We start from the raw sequence: 15803 nt of genomic DNA, 5'->3' as shown, positions 1-15803 counted from the left end.
TCCGGGTTCGCGCTACGCGCGCCCCGGAATGACGAATGGAGAGAGAAGTACTTCATCGCAACACGATCACCTCGACATCCGGCTTTTCCGCATAGAGCCGCTCCACCAGCGCGGCGCGCCGCTCGAGGCCGGCGCGCTGGTTGATATAGCCCTTGTCGGTGAGCTCGTTGCCGTCGATCGAGGGCGGCTCGACCATCAGCATGGCGCGCGCGATGATGCGGCTGCTGGCGCCCTCGCATTCCTTGTTATGCGCTTCCAGCCCGCGCCTGAAGCAGGCGACTACGTCAGGATGCTTCACCGCATCGACAAACCTCAGATCAGGATTGCCGGCGAGCTGGCGGCAGGCATGAAGGTTCGGCCAGGCGAGCAGGCCGATGAACGGCCGGTCCTGTCCCGCGACCAGTGCGTCATGCACCACCGGCGTTGCGGCTGCGATCGCATCGGTGCGCAGCGAGCCGACATGCACGAAGGTGCCGGTGGTGAGCTTGAAATCTTCGACCACCCGCCCCGCGAAGATGATGCCCTTCACCGGATCGGTATCGTCCACGAAAATTCCGGCATCGCCGATGCAGTAGAAGCCTTCCTCATCGAACATCTTCTTCGTCAGCTCCGGCTGGCCGAAATAGCCGGGCGTGACGTTGACGCCGCGCAGGCGCAGCTCGTATTTCGAGCCGCACGGCACCATCTTCAATTCGACCCCGGGGAAGGGCAGCCCGATCAGGCCGACGCGCTCGGTGTCCCAATAGGTGCCGGTCGAGGTCGGCGCGGTCTCGGTCGAGCCCCAGCCGGTGTAGAACACGATGCGCTCGCCGGTGGTCTTGACGGCGAGAGCCTGCATGCGGTCATAGAGATCGTCAGGCAGCCGCGCGCCGCCATAGGCCATGATCGACAAATTCTTGAAGAACGAGCGGCACAGCGCGTCGTCCTTTTCCATGGCGGCTGCGAGCGCCGCATAGCCGGCCGGCACGTTGGCGTAATAGGTCGGCGAGATCTCGCGCAGGTTCCGCAGCGTCTCCTCGAACTGGCCGGGCATCGGCCGGCCGTCATCGATATAGAGCGTGCCGCCATCGATCAGGATCGGGTGGAATGCCGCGTTGCCGCCCATGGTGTGATTCCACGGCATCCAGTCCAGCATGGTCGCAACAGGGCCATCAGGCGAGCGTGGACGCACCTGCATCATCATCGCGGCATTAGCGCACATCATCTCCTGCGTGTTGATGACGGCCTTGGGCATGCCGGTCGAGCCCGACGTGAACAGCAGCTTGCCGACGGTCTGCGGCGTAATTCTTGCGATCGAATCCTCGACGTCCTTTGTCACCGGCGTGGCCGCCAACTCGGCAAAGCTGACGCTTGTGATGCCCTCACAAGGCCGCGCGACGTGAACCACGGTGACGCCGGCGAGATCGAGCGCTTTCAGCGCCTTCTCGAAGGTCGGACCGTCCTGCACCATCAGCACGGCCGGCTTGATCAGGTCGAACAGGTACTTCAGCTTGACGTGATCGTGGCTCATCAGCGAGTAGGCCGGCGACACCGGCGCCGCCGGTGAGCGTGCCTGCATCGCGGCCTGCGTCATCAGCGCATGCTCGATCGAATTGCCGGAGAGGATCGCAACGGGGCGACCATCGAGCCCGAGATCGAGCAGGCCTTGCGTCAGCGCATCCACGGTGCGCTTGGCTTCAGCATAGGAGACCTTGCGCCATTCGCGGTTCGGGCCGCCGCGCTGCGCCAGCCAGATGCGCTCGGGCGCTTCCTGCGCCCACTTCGCCAGCGACGCCGGAATGTGCTTCTCGTAAGCTTGCAGCGGAATGCGCGACTTCAGCACCACCGTGCCGTCGGCGCGGCGCTCGACGTCGATGTCGCGCTTGAGCCACTCCACTTTGCGAAAGGCGGGCTTCGTCATCACCGCCGCCGCGCTTCCACCCATTTTGCGTCTCCCGGAATTATGTCCTTCGCGGATCTTCGTGGTTCAGCGCTTGATATAGACAGGCTTTCGCTTCTCAAGGAAGGCCCTGATCCCTTCCGAAAATTCCTCCGATCGGCTGCAGAGAACTTGGTTGCGATCCTCCATCGCGATCGCAGCCTCCAGCGAACCGGAATCGACACCCATGTTGAGGCATTCCTTTGAGAGCCTCAGCCCCACGGGCGAAGCCGTCATCATCGCCTCGACATAGGGCTCGGCCGCTTCGTCGAGCTTGTCCTCGTCCACGACCTCCGAGACGAGGCCGACCGCAAGCGCCCGCTCGGCGCCGATGAAGCGCCCGGTGAGGATCAATTCAGATGCTACGGAGACGCCGACGAGGCGCGGCAGGAAATAGCTGGTGCCGATATCGCAGCCGCCGAGGCCGAGCTTGATGAAGGCGCAATTCATCCGCGCCGATTTCGTCGCGATGCGGATGTCGGAGGCGAGTGCCAGCGCAAAGCCGCCGCCCGCGGCCGCGCCCTGCACCAGCGACAGGATCGGCTGCGGACAACGTCGCATCAGCATCACGATGTCGGCGATGCGGCGTTGCGAATCCAGCGACTCCGTGACGCCGGGCGGTTCTTGCTGCCCGGCACGGCGCGCCATCGCCGCCTTGAGATCGAGGCCTGCGCAGAAATTTTTGCCGGCGCCCTTGAGCACCACGACACGCGTGTCGCGGTTGCGCTGCAGGCCCTGGAAATAGACGTTGAGCGCGTCGATCAGCGCAGGATCGAGCGCGTTGAGGTGTTCAGGCCGGTTCAGCGTCACCCGGTCGACGCCGTCGTCATGCTCGATCAGCAACGGTTGGGACATGGGGCTCGTCCTTTCGTGCCACACGGAGACGGTCTCCCACCCTCCCTTGGAGGGGGAGGGTCGACTCACATTGCGCGCAGCGAAATGTGAGTCGGGGTGGGGTGACAGTCTCTCCGTTTGAGACGCTGCCCGTGTGGAGAGATCACCCCACCCCGCTCGCGCCTCGCGCGATCGACCCTCCCCCTCCAGGGGAGGGTAAGAAGAACACCGCTTACCGCGGCGCCATGCGGATGGCGCCGTCGAGGCGGATGGTCTCGCCGTTCAGCATCGGGTTCTCGACGATGTGCACGGCGAGCGAGCCGTATTCGGCGGCATCGCCGAGACGCGAGGGATGCGGCACCTGGGCGCCGAGGCTCTTGCGGGCCTCTTCGTTCAGACCCATCAGCAGCGGCGTAAAGAACAGGCCGGGCGCGATGGTGTTGACGCGGATCTTCTGGCTGGCGAGATCGCGCGCGGCCGGCAAGGTCAGGCCGACCACGCCGCCCTTCGACGCCGAATAGGCGATCTGGCCGATCTGGCCTTCGTAAGCCGCGACCGACGCCGTGTTGATGATGACGCCGCGCTCTTCACCGACGGGCTCGATCGTGACGAGGCGCTCGGCGAACAGGCGCAGGCAGTTGAAGGTGCCGATCAGATTGACGTTGATGATGCGCGCGAACTTTTCGAGCGGATAGACGCCGTCGCGGCCGACGATGCGCTGCGAGCCGCCGATGCCGGCGCAGTTCATCAGCACGCGAGCGACGCCATGCGCGGCTTCGGCTTTCGCGATTGCCGCCTTGATCTGCTCTTCGCTGGTGACATCGGCATGCAGCGCGACGCCCTTCACTTCGGCGGCGACCTTCTCGGCGTTGTCCTTGTTCTGGTCGATCACGCCGATCTTGGCGCCTTTGGCCGCCATGGCGCGGGCGGTCGCCTCACCGAGGCCTGAGCCGCCGCCGGTGATGAGAACGGCTACGTCTTTCAACTGCATCGCTTGTACCTTTCCTTGGGCGTTTCTTCTCTGGACTTTAAGAGGTTCAGCCGGATCATCCGGCTGCAACGGCTTCCCCGGCCTGCGTGAGGATGCCGCCGCAGATCAGCGTTTCCATGTGCTTGATATATTGCCGGCAGACATCATCGGTGACCGGGCCGACGCCGGTCGCGCGGGACATCGCATGCCGGCCGAAGAACAAATGATCGCAGGCACCGATCAGGCTGGTGTAGAACAACACCGGATCGGTCTGGCGGAATTCGCCGCGGCTGACGCCTTCGGCCAGCAGGCGGCGGTGAAAATCCAGCAGCGGTGCGACGAAGAACTTCGAGACCTCATCGGCCGAGTCGGCACTGGTCTCGTGCAGGAGATAGTGGATCAGCCGGTTCATATAGGGGAACCGGTGATAGGCGCGGATGATGCCGGCGATATGCAGCTTGAGCTTCGCCGTCGCCGTGATCGGTTGCGCCAGAAGGTATTCGAGGTTGGACATTTCGGTTGCGGCATCGCGCGCCAGCAGCGCCAGCAGCAAGCCGTCCTTGTTGCCGAAATGATATTTGACCAGGGCGGCGTTGGCGCCCGACTTCTGCGCGATGTCGGACAGCGAGATCTCGATCGAGGAGCGTTCGATCATCAGCTCGCTCGCGGCCACGAGCAATTTCTCCGCCGTGGAATTCTTCCCGCTGGGGAGCCTGTTCGGTACGCTGGTAGCCACGGAAGTTCCCTGTTCGCCGCTCGGAGCGGAGCGCAGATAAGCCCAAGCAGCGCCTCATCACAAGAGTTAATTGATCGATTGACTAAACGATCTCCCGTCCCTTAAATCCGTCCCCGACAACCAACCCAAAGCAAGAATTCAGGGAGAAACCGACATGGCCGAGGCTTACATCGTCGCCGCCGCGCGTACCGCCGGCGGGCGCAAGGGGGGCCGCCTCGCCGGCTGGCATCCGGCCGATCTCGCCGCGAGGGTGCTGGACGAGCTGGTCGACCGCACCAAGGTCGATCCTGCCTTGGTCGAGGACGTGATCATGGGCTGCGTGATGCAGGTCGGCGAGCAGTCCAACAACGTCGCGCGCAACGCGGTCATGGCCTCGAAGCTGCCGGAGAGCGTGCCGGGCACCTCGATCGACCGCCAGTGCGGCTCCTCACAGCAGGCGCTGCACTTCGCCGCGCAGGCCGTGATGTCCGGCGCCATGGACGTCGTGATCGCGGCCGGCGTGGAATCGATGACCCGGGTTCCGATGGGCCTGTCCTCGCAGCTTCCCGCCAAGAACGGCTTTGGCAATTACAAGAGCCCGGGCATCGAGAAGAAGTACCCGAATATCGTGTTCAGCCAGTTCACCGGCGCTGAGATGATGGCCGAGAAGTACGGCCTCTCCAAGGACGAGCTCGACCAATATTCCTACGACAGCCATCAGCGCGCGATCGCGGCGACGCAAGGAGGCCACTTCAAGAACGAGATCGTGCCGCTCGAGATCACCCGCGCCGACGGCTCGAAGGACACCCACCACATCGACGAGGGCATCCGCTTCGACGTCACGCTCGACGGCATCAGGGGCGTCAAGCTGATCGCCGAGAACGGCAAGCTCACAGCGGCCAGCGCCAGTCAGATCTGCGACGGCGCCTCGGGCGTCATGGTGGTGAGCGAGAAGGGCCTGAAGCAGCTCGGCGTCAAGCCGCTCGCGCGCGTCCATCACATGACCATGACCGGCGGCGACCCCGTCATCATGCTCGACGCGCCGCTGCACGCGACCAAGCGCGCGCTGGAGAAGGCCGGCATGAAGATCGGCGATATCGACCTGTTCGAGGTCAACGAGGCCTTCGCCTCGGTGCCGACCGCGTGGCTGAAGAGCACCGGCGCCGATCCCGAGCATCTCAACGTCAACGGCGGCGCCATCGCGCTCGGCCATCCCCTCGGCGGCTCCGGCACCAAGCTGATGACGACGCTGGTCCACGCCCTGCATCAGCGCGGCAAGCGCTATGGCCTGCAGACCATGTGCGAAGGCGGCGGCATGGCCAACGTGACGATCGTGGAGCGGCTGTAGAAAAACAAAAGCGAGTAATGAGTGGCGAGTAGCGAATGGTGATAGGCGAAGAACGGATTGCCCTTCTTCCCTATTCGCCGCTCGCTACTCGCCATTCGCGTTTTGAGGAATCGTCATGACTCACCCCTCCATCCACGCCCGCACCACGCCCGACAAGATCGCCTACCAGATGGCCGGGACCGGCAAGGCGATCACCTATCGCGAGCTCGACGAGCTCTCGAACCAGGGCGCGCAGCTGTTTCGCTCGCTCGGGCTGAAGGCCGGCGACCACATCGCGCTATTGATGGAGAACCGTCTCGCCTTCATGGAGCTGTGCTGGGCCGCGCAGCGCAGCGGGCTCTACTACACCGCGATCAGCCGCTATTTGAAGCAGGACGAGATCGACTACATCATCGCCAATTGCGGCGCCAAGGTCGTGATCACCACCCCGAAATGCGCCGACCAGATCAAGGGCCTGAACAAGGGCGCCGCCGGCGAACCGATCTTCTACATGATGGACGAGCCGCTGCCCGGCTTCCGCTCCTACGACAAGGAAGCCGCCGCGCAGCCGACCACGCCGATCGCCGATGAGGTCGCCGGCTACGACATGCTGTATTCGTCCGGCACTACCGGGCGGCCCAAGGGCGTCAAGAAGGGGTTTGAAGGCAAGCCCATCGACGAGCCGAGTCCACTTCTGCGCGTGCTCTGCGCCGACATGTGCGGCATGAACGCGGAGAGCATTTATCTATCCCCGGCGCCGCTCTATCACGCCGCCCCCTTGCGCTTCAACATGATGGCGATCGTGCTCGGCGGCACCTCCATCATCATGGAGCACTTTGACGCCGAAGAGTTCTTGAAGCTGGTCGAGAAGTACAAGGTCACCCAATCGCAGCTCGTGCCGACCATGTTCGTGCGCATGCTGAAGCTTCCGGACGAGGTCCGCACCAAATATGACGTCTCCACGCTCAAAGGCGCCATTCACGCCGCCGCTCCCTGCCCGGTCGACGTCAAGGCAAGGATGATCGAATGGTGGGGGCCGATCCTGATCGAGTATTACGCGGGTTCGGAAGGCAACGGCGTCACGGTCTGCAGCTCGCAGCAATGGCTGGAGCATCGCGGCAGCGTCGGCCGCGCCGTGGTCGGCAAGGTCAAGATTCTGGACGAGAACGACGAGGAGCAGCCGGTGGGCGAGATCGGCACGGTCTATTTCGCCGACGCGCCCGCGTTCACCTATCACAACGACCCCGAGAAGACGAAGAAGGCCTATAATGCCAGGGGCTGGTCGACGCTCGGCGATGTCGGCTACCTCGACAAGGACGGCTTCCTCTATCTCACCGACCGCAAGTCCTACATGATCATCTCCGGCGGCGTGAACATCTATCCGCAGGAGACCGAGGACGTGCTGATCACCCACCCTGACGTCGCCGACGTCGCGGTGTTCGGCGTCCCGAACGAGGAAATGGGCGAAGAGGTCAAGGCGGTGGTGCAGCCGCACGACATGACGCGTGCCGGCAAGGCGTTCGAGGCCGATCTGATCGCCTATTGCAAGGGCCGCCTCTCCGCCATCAAGTGCCCGCGCTCGATCGATTTCGAGCCCGAGCTGCCGCGCACACCGACCGGCAAGCTGGTGAAACGGCATCTGCGCGATCGGTATTGGCCGAAGGCCGCGGCGAAGATTTAGGAGGGGATCTCGTAGGGTGGGCAAAGGCGCGAAGCGCCGTGCCCACCATCTCTCGATTTCGATAAAGGTGGTGGGCACGCTTCGCTTTGCCCACCCTACGACGCCGGCGCAAGCCGTCTCAATCAAACAAGCTCGGCGTGTGGTTCACCAGCGCGCCTTCGATCTCGAGCATCTTCAGCTTGGTCACCACGCCGCCGTTGGCCGAGAAGCCTCCGGGCTTGTTGCCGGCGGCGAGCACGCGATGGCAGGGCACCACGATCGGGCACGGGTTACGGCCGAGCGCCTGGCCGACATCGCGCGACAGCTGCACGCCGCCGAGCTGCTTGGCGATATCGCCATAGGTGATGGTCTTGCCCGGCGGAATCGCGCGGGCGATCTCATAGACGCCGCGGTTGAACTCGGGCACGCCGTCGAGATCGAGCGGAATGTCGGTGAGGTCATCCGGCTCGCCCGCGAGCAGTCTTGTGATGCGGTCGATCGCCTCTCGCACCTCGGCGGTCGGCTCGGCTTCGGTGGCCTCGGCGTGGCGCTGGCTGATGCGGGTGCGTATCTTCTGCTCGCCACCCATGGGCAATTGCGTGCCGTTGATGCCGCGCGGGCCCCAGGCGATGGCGCAAAGGCCGATCCTGGTATCGAACAGGGCAAAATGCTGGTCGGTCATGATTTGGTTCCTGGCTTGCGTCCTCGTCGCATGCCCCCATCGTGATCTCGGACCAAATCTAGGCTTGGAAATAGTTGCGATCCACCCGGTTTCCGGGAATCTTGCACAGGAGTTCCGCCTGCCTCGCGAGTCCAGAATGCAAAGCCTCCACGTCAATGGTTACGACATGCCCTATCTCGACGTGGGCGAGGACAGGGGCCGGCCGCCGCTGGTCTGCGTGCACGGCTCGCTCAACGACTTCCGCGTCTGGGGCTGCGTGCTCGGACCGCTGACGCAGCAGCGCCGCGCAATCGTTGTCAGCCTGCGGCATTTCTTTCCCGACCGCTGGGACGGCATCGGCGACACCTATTCGATCGCCCAGCATGTCCAGGACGTGATCGCCTTCATCGAGAAGCTTGACCTTGGCCCCGTTGACCTGATGGGGCATTCCCGCGGCGGGCACATCTGCTTTCGCGTGGCTCAGCAACGCCCCGATCTGCTGCGACGGCTCGTCCTGGCGGAGCCCGGTGGCGAGCTCGATGCCAGCCTCGATCCCGATTATGTCGGCGGCCCCTCGCCGCTCCTGGCGCGTTTCACGGCTTCGGCCGAGAAGATCGCCGCCGGCGATGTCGACGGCGGCCTCGCCGTCTTCGTCGACACGCTGGAGGGCGCCGGCACCTGGCCGCGGCTGCCGGCGATGGTGAAGCAGAACCTTCGCGACAACGCCTATACGCTGATCGGCCAGGTCCGCGACAACCGCCCGCCCTTCTCGAAGGCGGATGCGGAGTCCATCAAGATGCCGACGCTGTTCATCCTGGGGGCGCGGACCAAGGGCCTGCTGCCGAAGGTGCTGCATGCGCTGGCCGCGCATGTGCCCTATTCCAAGACCGCAATCATTCCGAACGCGACGCATCCGATGTTCGAGCAGGCGCCGCAAAAATTCTCCGAAGTGGTCCTGGACTACTTAGCAAGTTGATTCTTGGCGAGCTGATCATGCAGACATTTCGCGTCAACGATTACGACATGGCCTATCTCGAAGTCGGGAGTGGCCGGCCGCTGGTCTGCGTGCACGGCACGCTCGGGGATTTCCGCACCTGGTATTCGGTGCTCGGTCCTCTGTCGAAGACCCATCGCGTGATCGCGGTCAGCCTGCGGCATTTCTTCCCCGAGCATTGGGACGCCGTCGGCGATGACTACAAGATGGCGCAGCACGTCGCCGACGTGATCGCGTTCATCGAGCAGGTGAAGCCCGCGCCCGTGGATCTGATGGGCCATTCACGCGGCGGCCACATCGCGTTTCGCGTGGCGCAGGCGCGGCCGGATCTGCTGCGAAAACTGGTGCTGGCCGAGCCGGGCGGCGATCTCGACGCCAGCCTGCCCGTGCCCGAAGGCACGCCCGCGCATCCGCCGCTGGCGGCGCGCACGGCGCGCTCGGTCGAGATGATCCGCGCCGGCGATCTCGAGGGCGCGCTGCAGAATTTCTACGAGGGCATCGAAGGCGACGGCGCCTGGCGGCGCGTTCCGGCGGCGGCGAAGCAGCAGCTGCGCGACAACGTGCTCACCTTCCTCGGCCAGATCAACGAGCAGCGCCGGCCCTATACGCTCAAGGACGCGCAGGCGGTCAGGACGCCGACGCTGCTGATCGGCGGCGGCGCGACGACAGGAAGCCTGTCGGTGTTGTGGCGCGTGCTGGCCGCCCACATCGCGGGAGCTGAGACGGCGGTGATTCCGAACGCCGGCCATTGGATGTTCGAGCAGGCGCCGCTGGAGTTCGGCGAGGTGGTGAACCGGTTCTTGGCGGAGTAGCGGTGCTGTTCGCCTCTCCCGCAAGCGGGGAGAGGCGAAAAACAAGACCTCACGCTTTCCACACACCGACCGGCATCTTGATCGCTGCGTTCAGCCGGTTCCAGACATTGATGGTCGCGATCGACAGGATCAGCGTCGCGAGCTCGCGTTCGTCGAAATGCTTGTCGGCCTCGCTCCAGACCGCATCCGGCACCGGATCCTCGCGATCGGCGAGACGGGTGACGGCCTCGGTCAACGCCAACGCGGCGCGCTCGGCCTCGGTGAAATAGGGCGCATCGCGCCAGGCGGACACGGCGAACAGGCGCTCGTCGGTCTCACCCAGCTTGCGGGCGATCTTGGGATGCATGTCGACACACACACTGCAACCGTTGATCTGGCTGGCGCGCAGGTGCACCAGTTCCAGGAGCTTTTCCGGCAGGCCCTGCTTGGTCAGGTTGCCGAGGGACTGAAGGACATTCATGGCCTCGGGGAGGACCATGACGGGGTGATTCATGCGGGCGTGCATCATTTTCGTCTCCATCGCTCGAATTTCGAAGGTTCCGGTCACATCGGCCGGATTGGCTTCGTCATGGGCATGACGGTTCGCGACGAGGGAATGTGACCGATGACCGAGCAAAATTTTCTCACTGAACAGTTCGAGGCCAGCCGGGACCATTTGCGCGCGGTCGCCTACCGGATGCTGGGCTCCCGCGCCGAGGTCGACGATGCCGTGCAGGAGGCCTGGCTGCGGGTCAGCCGCTACGACATGTCCGATATCGCGAATTTGCGCGGCTGGCTGACCACCGTGGTCGCGCGCATCTGCCTCGACATGCTGCGCGCGCGCAAATCGCGCAAGGAAGAACCGATGGGCCCGCATGTGCCGGAGCCGGTCGACGAGACGCCGCTGCGCGAGGCTGAGATGGCCGACTCCGTCGGCGCGGCGCTGCTCGTCGTGCTGGAAACGCTGCAGCCCGCGGAGCGGCTCGCCTTCGTGCTGCACGACATGTTTGCGGTGCCCTTCGAGGAGATCGCGCCGATCGTCGGCCGCTCGGTCGAGGCGTCGCGGCAGCTCGCCAGCCGGGCGCGGCGGCGCGTGCAGGGGGCGCCGGTCCCCGAGACGGACCTGTCGCGTCAGCGCACCATCGTCGATGCCTTCCTCAAAGCGTCGCGCGAGGGCAATTTCGAGGGGCTGCTGGCCGTACTCGATCCCGACGTCGTCTTCCGCGCCGACGAGGCCGCGGTGCGGCTCGGCACGCTGGCCGAGATCCGCGGCGCGGATGCGGTCGCGCAGCTCTACAAGGGTCGTGCCCAGACGGCGCGGACGGCGCTGGTCGACGGCGAGATCGGCGTGGCCGTCATCCTCGGCGGGCAGCTGCGCATCGCGGTGCGCGTGACATTCAAGAATGACCGCATTGCCGGGATCGAGGCCTTGGCTGATGCGGAGCGGATCGCCGCGCTGGAGGTGGAGGTGCTGGAGGGCTGAGGCCCGAACGCAATATCGCGAAAACAACCCCATGCACAGTAGACGGGCCTAGCGATATCAATCGCTTAGCTAACGCCACGCGAGGGCATTGCGCACCCTCCGATACCGCTTGACGACCTCCCTGGCAGAGCGTAGCGTCGAATACGGAATTCCGTATTCCTATTCGGAGCTGCCGGCGTGATCCCCCTCGACCCGCTCCCGAACCTGATCGACCAAGTCTATGCGCGCATCCTGGAGGCGATCTCCGACCGCACGCTCGAGCCCGGCCAGCGCATCCGCCAGAACGAGCTCGCCGACAAGCTCGGCGTGTCCCGCCAGCCGGTATCGCACGCGCTGCATCTGCTGCACCGGCAGGGTCTCGTCGCCGAGAGCGGCAAGCGCGGCTTCGAGGTCACCCAGCTCGACCCTGCGCGTATCCGCCAGCTCTACGAGGTGCGCGGCGCGATCGATGCGCTGGCGGCCCGGTTAGCTGCGATACGCGCGGGACACGACGCGGCCGGCCGCGCGCGGTTGGAAGCGGCACTGGCCGCCGGAGGCCGCATCGACCGCACCACGACTCTGGCCGAGCTCATCGTGCTCGATGTCGATTTTCACCGCGCGATCTATCAGCTCGCCGGCAATCCCGTGATCGAGGAGACGATCGCGCCGCAATGGCCGCATATGCGCCGCTCGATGGCGACGGTGCTGTCGGAGCTCGACTATCGCGGCAGCGCCTGGGCCGAGCACGCCGGTATCGCCGGGCACATTCTCGCAGGCGATGCGAGCGCGGCCGAACGCGCCGCGCTCGCGCATGCGCAAACGGCGGGACGGATGACCGAGGAGAGGTTGAGGGCGACGAACGAGGCGGCGTAGCCGCAACATACGCCGTCATTCCGGGGCGTCGCGAAGCGTCGAGCCCGGAATCCATCGGGCGGGACGCGCTGAGGATAAATGGATTCCGGGTTCACGCTTCGCGTGCCCCGGAATGACAAATAACAAAACAGGAGGACGGCCCATGAAACTGTCTCAGGAGCAATTGGAGTTCTTCCACCGCGAGGGCTGGTTATTCCTGCCCGAATTGTTCGCCCAGGAGGAGATCGACCTGCTCGCGCGCGAGGCGGTCGCCATTTACGAGGCCAACCGGCCGGAGGTCTGGCGCGAGAAGAGCGGCGCACCGCGTACGGCGTTTGCCGCGCATCTCTACAACGAGGCGTTCGGCATCCTCGGCGCGCATCCGCGCATGATCGAGCCGGTCGAGCAATTGTTCGGCGAGCCGGTCTACATGCACCAGTTCAAGATCAACGCGAAATCGGCCTTTACCGGCGACGTCTGGCAATGGCACCAGGATTACGGCACCTGGAAGCGCGACGACGGCATGCCGGAGCCGCGGGCGATGAACATCGCGATCTTCCTCGACGAGGTGATGCCGATCAACGGCCCCTTGATGCTGGTGCCGCGCAGCCAGAACGCCGGCGATCTCGAGGCCTCGCACGACCTCGCCACCACCTCCTATCCGCTGTGGACGCTGGACGAGGCGACGGTGACGCGCCTCGTCGCGCAGGGCGGCATCGTCGCGCCGACCGGCAAGCCCGGCGGCATGCTGATGTTCCACGGCAATCTCGTGCACGGCTCGAGCGGTAACATCACGCCCTATCCGCGCAAGATCGTGTATCTGACGCTGAACGCGGTCTCGAACTACATCCGCACCCCCACGCGGCCGGACTATATCGCCCATCGCGATTTTACGCCGATCAAGACCGTGGACGACGATGCGCTGCTGCGGCTCGCCCGTGCCCCGCGGCAGGCGGCGGAGTAGACTGTCATTCCGGGGCGACGCGTAGCGTCGAGCCCGGAATCCATTGGGCCGCAGAGACTGCGGAAGAATAGATTCCGGGCTCGCGCTTCGCGCGCCCCGGAATGACGAACGTTGATAGCTCACCTCGCCTGACAGCCATATCGCTCACGGACCATTCCCATGAACCTCTTCCGCCTCCTCCAGGCCCGCGCCTCCGCCGGCAAGCCGGTCCGTGTCGCATTGATCGGTGCGGGCAAATTCGGCTCGATGTTTCTGGCGCAGGTGCCGCACACGCCCGGGCTGGAGGTGCCCATCATCGTCGACATCGACCGCGACCGCGCACGCGAGGCCTGCCGCACCGTCGGCTGGGATGCGGAGCGTATCGCGGCAACAATGTTCACCGACGACGGCGCGCGCGCCATCGCCGGCGGCGCGATGGATGTGGTGGTGGAGGCGACCGGCAATCCCGCCGCGGGGATCAAGCATGCGCGTGCCGCGATCGCCGCGGGCAAGCATATCGTGATGGTGAATGTCGAAGCCGACGTGCTGGCGGGGCCGCTGCTCGCCGAGGAAGCGCGCAAGGCGGGTGTGGTCTATTCGCTCGCTTATGGCGACCAGCCGGCGCTCACCGCCGAGATGGTCGACTGGGCCCGCGCCACCGGCTTCCGCGTCGTGGCCGCCGGCAAAGGCACGAAATACCTGCCGGCCTACCACGACGTGACGCCTGACGGCGTCTGGCAGCATTACGGCCTGACCGCAGGCGAAGCGCAGTCGGCCGGCATGAATCCGCAGATGTTCAACTCGTTCCTCGACGGCACCAAATCGGCGATCGAGATGGCTGCGATCGCCAATGCCTGCGCGCTCGACGTGCCCGCTGACGGCCTGCTGTTTCCGCCCTGCGGCGTCGACGACCTGCCGCACATCATGCGGCCGCGGTCGCGCGGCGGCGTGCTGGAGCGGCCCGGCGTGGTCGAGGTCGTCTCCTCGCTCGAGCGCGACGGCCGGCCGGTGTTCCGCGACCTGCGCTGGGGTGTCTACGTCGTGCTGGAGGCTCCGAGCGACTATGCCGCCGACTGCTTCCGGCAATACGGCCTGAAGACCGACGCCAGCGGGCGCTATGCCGCGATGTACAAGCCCTATCACCTGATCGGGCTCGAGCTGAACATCTCGGTGCTGTCAGCCGCGCTGCGGGGCGAGCCGACCGGCCAGGCCAGCGGCTTCCGCGGCGACGTGGCGGCGGTCGCCAAGCGGAATTTGCGCGCGGGCGAGTTGCTGGACGGCGAGGGCGGTTACACGGTGTGGGGCAAGCTGGTACCGGCGGCCGCGAGCCTGAAGGCCGGCGCGCTGCCCATCGGCCTCGCACACCGCGTGAAGTTGAAGCATGACGTCGCGCACGGCGCGGTGGTGCGCTGGAGCGATGTCGAATTCGATGCGGGCAACGAAACGGTGAAGACGCGCAAGGCCATGGAAACCGCATTCGCAGCGCAGCATTGACCGACTTGGTGGGGAGCAGCCAAAGCGCGCTTGATTTGCGGTTCCCCTTTGGTCATGCTGGCTGCGATCCGGGAATACTGAATTTCGGACATACATAAGGAAACGTCGGCCAGCGACGAAGACGAAAGCGGCGCCAAGACCGCGATCCCTCGTCGAGGACTCGGCATCACAGGAGGGAAACGCATGGAACGTCGTAAATTCCTGACGGCAGGCGGGCTGGGCCTTGCCGCAAGCGCAGTTGCAGCGCCAGCTATCGCGCAATCAATGCCGGAGGTGAAATGGCGGCTCGCCGCGAGCTGGCCGAAATCACTCGATACGCTTTATGGCGGCTGCGAATATTTCTGCAAGCGCGTTGCCGAGATCACCGACAATCGTTTCCAGATCCAGCCCTTTGCTGCCGGTGAGCTCGTGCCTGGCCTGCAAGTGCTCGACGCCGTCTCCAACGGCACGGTCGAGATGGGCAACACCGCGCTGTATTATTATTGGGGCAAGAACCCGGCGTTCACGTTCGGCACGTCGCTGCCGTTCGGTCTCAACACGCGCCAGCACATTTCCTGGCTGCTGTGGAGCGGCGGTCAGGACATGCTCAACGACCTCCTCAAGGAGTACAATGCCATCGGCGTGCCGACAGGCTCGACCGGCGCGCAGATGGGCGGCTGGTTCCGCAAGGAGATCAAGACCGTTGACGATCTCAAGGGCCTGAAATTCCGCGTCGGTGGCTTCGCCGGCACCATCATCGCAAAGCTCGGTGGCGTGCCGCAGCAGATCGCGGCCGGCGATATCTATCCCGCGCTGGAGAAGGGCACGATCGACGCGGCCGAATGGGTCGGCCCGTATGACGACGAGAAGCTCGGCTTCGTGAAGGTCGCAAAGTATTATTACTATCCGGGCTGGTGGGAAGGCACCGGCCAAGGCCACAACATCATGAACCTCGAAAAGTGGAACGCGCTGCCGAAGCCTTATCAGGCCGCCATCAGCGCGGCCTCGCTGGACACCTTCACGTGGGTGACGGGCAAGTACGATTCGGTCAATCCGCCGGCCTTGAAGCGATTGCTGTCTGTCGGCGCGATCCTCAAGCCGTTCCCGCAGGAAGTGCTCGAAGCCTGCTATGGCGCAGCCAACGGGATCTACGCCGATCTCGCCAAGAGCAATCCGCATTTCGGCAAGATGTATGCGAGCCTG

15 protein-coding genes (1 of these 15 only partly in view) are annotated in these 15803 nt (G+C 65.0%); 9 read left to right on the top strand and 6 right to left on the bottom strand.

Annotated elements, in window-relative coordinates; translation table 11 throughout:
- Positions 1–52 precede the first annotated feature (52 nt).
- From D6B98_RS24215 to D6B98_RS24200, 4 genes are all read right to left on the bottom strand, one after another.
- Complete coding sequence (locus tag D6B98_RS24215) at positions 53–1924, bottom strand: AMP-binding protein (protein ID WP_126259408.1); 1872 nt, start codon at positions 1922–1924, stop codon at positions 53–55.
- A gap of 42 nt (positions 1925–1966) precedes the next feature.
- Positions 1967–2773 carry an enoyl-CoA hydratase/isomerase family protein gene (locus tag D6B98_RS24210; protein ID WP_126259407.1) on the bottom strand — a complete coding sequence of 269 codons (807 nt, stop codon included), beginning with the start codon at positions 2771–2773 and terminating at the stop codon, positions 1967–1969.
- 211 nt (positions 2774–2984) lie between these two features.
- Positions 2985–3743, bottom strand: coding sequence for an SDR family NAD(P)-dependent oxidoreductase (locus D6B98_RS24205; protein ID WP_126259406.1), 759 nt, complete (start codon positions 3741–3743; stop codon positions 2985–2987).
- Between the two features lie 55 nt (positions 3744–3798).
- Positions 3799–4401, bottom strand: coding sequence for a TetR family transcriptional regulator (locus D6B98_RS24200; RefSeq protein WP_126259557.1), 603 nt, complete (start codon positions 4399–4401; stop codon positions 3799–3801).
- A gap of 211 nt (positions 4402–4612) precedes the next feature.
- Between D6B98_RS24200 and D6B98_RS24195 the strand changes: the two genes are divergently transcribed.
- Together D6B98_RS24195 and D6B98_RS24190 are read left to right on the top strand one after the other, a co-directional pair.
- A complete protein-coding gene (locus tag D6B98_RS24195) occupies positions 4613–5785 on the top strand; it encodes an acetyl-CoA C-acetyltransferase (RefSeq protein ID WP_126259405.1) in 1173 nt (390 codons plus the stop codon).
- 115 nt (positions 5786–5900) lie between these two features.
- Positions 5901–7445 carry an acyl-CoA synthetase gene (locus tag D6B98_RS24190; protein WP_126259404.1) on the top strand — a complete coding sequence of 515 codons (1545 nt, stop codon included), beginning with the start codon at positions 5901–5903 and terminating at the stop codon, positions 7443–7445.
- A 118-nt stretch (positions 7446–7563) separates the two neighbouring features.
- On the opposite strand, the gene D6B98_RS24185 is transcribed toward D6B98_RS24190, so the two are convergent.
- Positions 7564–8106, bottom strand: a complete 543-nt coding sequence (locus tag D6B98_RS24185) for a methylated-DNA--[protein]-cysteine S-methyltransferase (RefSeq protein ID WP_126259403.1) — start codon at positions 8104–8106, stop codon at positions 7564–7566.
- Between the two features lie 136 nt (positions 8107–8242).
- On the opposite strand from D6B98_RS24185, the gene D6B98_RS24180 reads away from it, so the two are divergent.
- Both D6B98_RS24180 and D6B98_RS24175 read left to right on the top strand, forming a co-directional pair.
- On the top strand, positions 8243–9061 hold the full coding sequence (locus tag D6B98_RS24180) for an alpha/beta fold hydrolase (protein WP_126259402.1): 819 nt from the start codon (positions 8243–8245) through the stop codon (positions 9059–9061).
- Between the two features lie 17 nt (positions 9062–9078).
- Positions 9079–9891 carry an alpha/beta fold hydrolase gene (locus D6B98_RS24175; protein ID WP_126259401.1) on the top strand — a complete coding sequence of 271 codons (813 nt, stop codon included), beginning with the start codon at positions 9079–9081 and terminating at the stop codon, positions 9889–9891.
- Positions 9892–9940: 49 nt separating this feature from the next.
- Here the strand turns inward: D6B98_RS24175 and D6B98_RS24170 are convergent, their stop codons facing one another.
- Positions 9941–10396 carry a carboxymuconolactone decarboxylase family protein gene (locus D6B98_RS24170; RefSeq protein WP_126259556.1) on the bottom strand — a complete coding sequence of 152 codons (456 nt, stop codon included), beginning with the start codon at positions 10394–10396 and terminating at the stop codon, positions 9941–9943.
- A gap of 99 nt (positions 10397–10495) precedes the next feature.
- Between D6B98_RS24170 and D6B98_RS24165 the strand changes: the two genes are divergently transcribed.
- The 5 genes from D6B98_RS24165 to D6B98_RS24145 form a co-directional block, all read left to right on the top strand.
- On the top strand, positions 10496–11353 hold the full coding sequence (locus D6B98_RS24165; protein ID WP_126259400.1) for a sigma-70 family RNA polymerase sigma factor: 858 nt from the start codon (positions 10496–10498) through the stop codon (positions 11351–11353).
- Between the two features lie 177 nt (positions 11354–11530).
- Positions 11531–12205: a GntR family transcriptional regulator gene (locus tag D6B98_RS24160; protein WP_126259399.1), complete on the top strand. Its 675-nt coding sequence runs from the start codon at positions 11531–11533 to the stop codon at positions 12203–12205.
- Positions 12206–12347: 142 nt separating this feature from the next.
- Positions 12348–13148: a phytanoyl-CoA dioxygenase family protein gene (locus D6B98_RS24155; RefSeq protein ID WP_126259398.1), complete on the top strand. Its 801-nt coding sequence runs from the start codon at positions 12348–12350 to the stop codon at positions 13146–13148.
- Between the two features lie 159 nt (positions 13149–13307).
- On the top strand, positions 13308–14621 hold the full coding sequence (locus D6B98_RS24150; RefSeq protein ID WP_126259397.1) for an NAD(P)H-dependent oxidoreductase: 1314 nt from the start codon (positions 13308–13310) through the stop codon (positions 14619–14621).
- Positions 14622–14804: 183 nt separating this feature from the next.
- Positions 14805–15803, top strand: the 5' portion of a protein-coding gene (locus D6B98_RS24145; RefSeq protein WP_126259396.1) for a TRAP transporter substrate-binding protein. The gene runs 90 nt beyond the window's last position; 999 of the gene's 1089 nt are visible here — the first part of the coding sequence; it begins with the start codon at positions 14805–14807; the stop codon falls past the right edge of the window.

Origin of the sequence: Bradyrhizobium sp. LVM 105, assembly GCF_003957705.1 — a bacterium.
Classification (GTDB): domain Bacteria; phylum Pseudomonadota; class Alphaproteobacteria; order Rhizobiales; family Xanthobacteraceae; genus Bradyrhizobium; species Bradyrhizobium frederickii.
Note: the sequence above shows the minus strand (reverse complement) of the source record. Positions and strands in the feature narration are given on the sequence as shown.

Coding starts and splice junctions, on each gene's coding strand:
- D6B98_RS24215 (WP_126259408.1), bottom strand. CDS start 1,924: ATGGGTGGAAGCGCGGCGGCGGTGATGACGAAGCCCGCCTTTCGCAAA.
- D6B98_RS24210 (WP_126259407.1), bottom strand. CDS start 2,773: ATGTCCCAACCGTTGCTGATCGAGCATGACGACGGCGTCGACCGGGTG.
- D6B98_RS24205 (WP_126259406.1), bottom strand. CDS start 3,743: ATGCAGTTGAAAGACGTAGCCGTTCTCATCACCGGCGGCGGCTCAGGC.
- D6B98_RS24195 (WP_126259405.1), top strand. CDS start 4,613: ATGGCCGAGGCTTACATCGTCGCCGCCGCGCGTACCGCCGGCGGGCGC.
- D6B98_RS24190 (WP_126259404.1), top strand. CDS start 5,901: ATGACTCACCCCTCCATCCACGCCCGCACCACGCCCGACAAGATCGCC.
- D6B98_RS24185 (WP_126259403.1), bottom strand. CDS start 8,106: ATGACCGACCAGCATTTTGCCCTGTTCGATACCAGGATCGGCCTTTGC.
- D6B98_RS24180 (WP_126259402.1), top strand. CDS start 8,243: ATGCAAAGCCTCCACGTCAATGGTTACGACATGCCCTATCTCGACGTG.
- D6B98_RS24175 (WP_126259401.1), top strand. CDS start 9,079: ATGCAGACATTTCGCGTCAACGATTACGACATGGCCTATCTCGAAGTC.
- D6B98_RS24170 (WP_126259556.1), bottom strand. CDS start 10,396: ATGCACGCCCGCATGAATCACCCCGTCATGGTCCTCCCCGAGGCCATG.
- D6B98_RS24165 (WP_126259400.1), top strand. CDS start 10,496: ATGACCGAGCAAAATTTTCTCACTGAACAGTTCGAGGCCAGCCGGGAC.
- D6B98_RS24155 (WP_126259398.1), top strand. CDS start 12,348: ATGAAACTGTCTCAGGAGCAATTGGAGTTCTTCCACCGCGAGGGCTGG.
- D6B98_RS24150 (WP_126259397.1), top strand. CDS start 13,308: ATGAACCTCTTCCGCCTCCTCCAGGCCCGCGCCTCCGCCGGCAAGCCG.